This is a genomic window from bacterium (genome assembly GCA_024224155.1).
GTDB lineage: Bacteria > Acidobacteriota > Thermoanaerobaculia > Multivoradales > JAHEKO01 > CALZIK01.
Genome location: JAAENP010000107.1, coordinates 1 through 1,268, shown reverse-complemented (window position 1 = coordinate 1,268; position 1,268 = coordinate 1). Strand labels below are relative to the sequence as shown.

The window sequence follows — 1,268 nt, the reverse complement described above, 5'->3', positions numbered from 1 at the left end:
GCTGATCTCGTGATCGGCGAAAATTAGAATTCCCGGCCGACGACAATTAAAATTCCCTACCGGCGACAACCATCAACGACCATTGAAGATCGCGCCTTGGGCGCCCCGGAGATGGTCACCGACGCACAAGTCAGGAGGTTGAAGAGGTTGTCTAAGACAGAGAAAACGCAAGAACTTGCGGCGGCGAAAGCCGGCATGGACGTAAAGACCGCCAGGAAGTACCTGGGCGATGGCAGACTCCCCAGCGAGAGGAAGCCCGAACGGACGTGGCGAACACGTCCGGACCTGTTTGAACGGGTCTGGGAAGAGGTTCGCCAGCAGATCGACTTGAACCCCGGGCTGGAAGCCAAGACGCTGTTCGAGGCGCTCCAGCGCAAGTACCCGGGCGAGTTCGCCGACGGACAGCTGCGGACGCTGCAACGGCAGATCAAGCGCTGGCGGGCCACCGAAGGCCCTGGGCGCGAAGTCTTCTTCGCACAGAAGCACGTACCGGGGCGGCTGAGCCAGTCCGACTTCACGTACATGAACGAGCTGGGCATCACGATCGGCGGACAGAGCTTTCCGCACATGCTCTACCACTTCGTGCTGACCTACTCGAACTGGGAAGCGGTCACGCTGTGCTACTCGGAGAGTTTCGAGAGCTTGAGCGAAGGTCTGCAGAACGCCTTGTGGGAACTGGGCGGTGTCCCGCTGGAACACCAGACCGACCGGCTTTCAACGGCGGTGAACAACATGAGCGACGAGAAGGAGTTCACCTCGCGCTACGAGGCGCTGCTGCGGCATCACCGGCTGGAAGGGCGGAAGATTCAGGCCGGCAAAGCCAACGAGAACGGAGATGTCGAGCAACGCCATCACCGCTTGAAACGCGCCATTGATCAGGCGCTGCTGCTCCGCGACAGCCGGGACTTTGCCTCGATAGCGGACTACAAGGAGTTCCTACGATTGTTGCTAGCGCAGTTAAACGCCGGCCGGCGCGAGCGCCTGGCGGCCGAGATGCAGTACCTGCGGGCGCTGCCGGAGCGGCGGCTGGAGAGCACGAAGCGGGTGAAAGCGAAGGTCGACTCGGGCAGCATCATCTACGTCGACCGCAACGCCTACTCGGTGAACAGCCGGCTGATCGGCGAGCAGGTCGAGGCGCGGCTCAACACGGAAACCGTCGAGGTTTGGTACGCCGGTCGCAAAGTCGAACAGATGCCGCGGCTGCGGGGCCGGGGCAAGCATCGGGTGGACTACCGGCACATCATCGACTGGTTGGTGCGCAAGCCCGG

The 1,268-nt window shown here is 62.1% G+C and carries 1 protein-coding gene; it reads left to right on the top strand.

Features of this window, described 5'->3' with window-relative positions; all coding sequences use genetic code 11:
* Positions 1–147 precede the first annotated feature (147 nt).
* On the top strand, positions 148–1,268 hold a 1,121-nt coding region (locus GY769_06190; GenBank protein MCP4201510.1), incomplete at its 3' end, for an IS21 family transposase.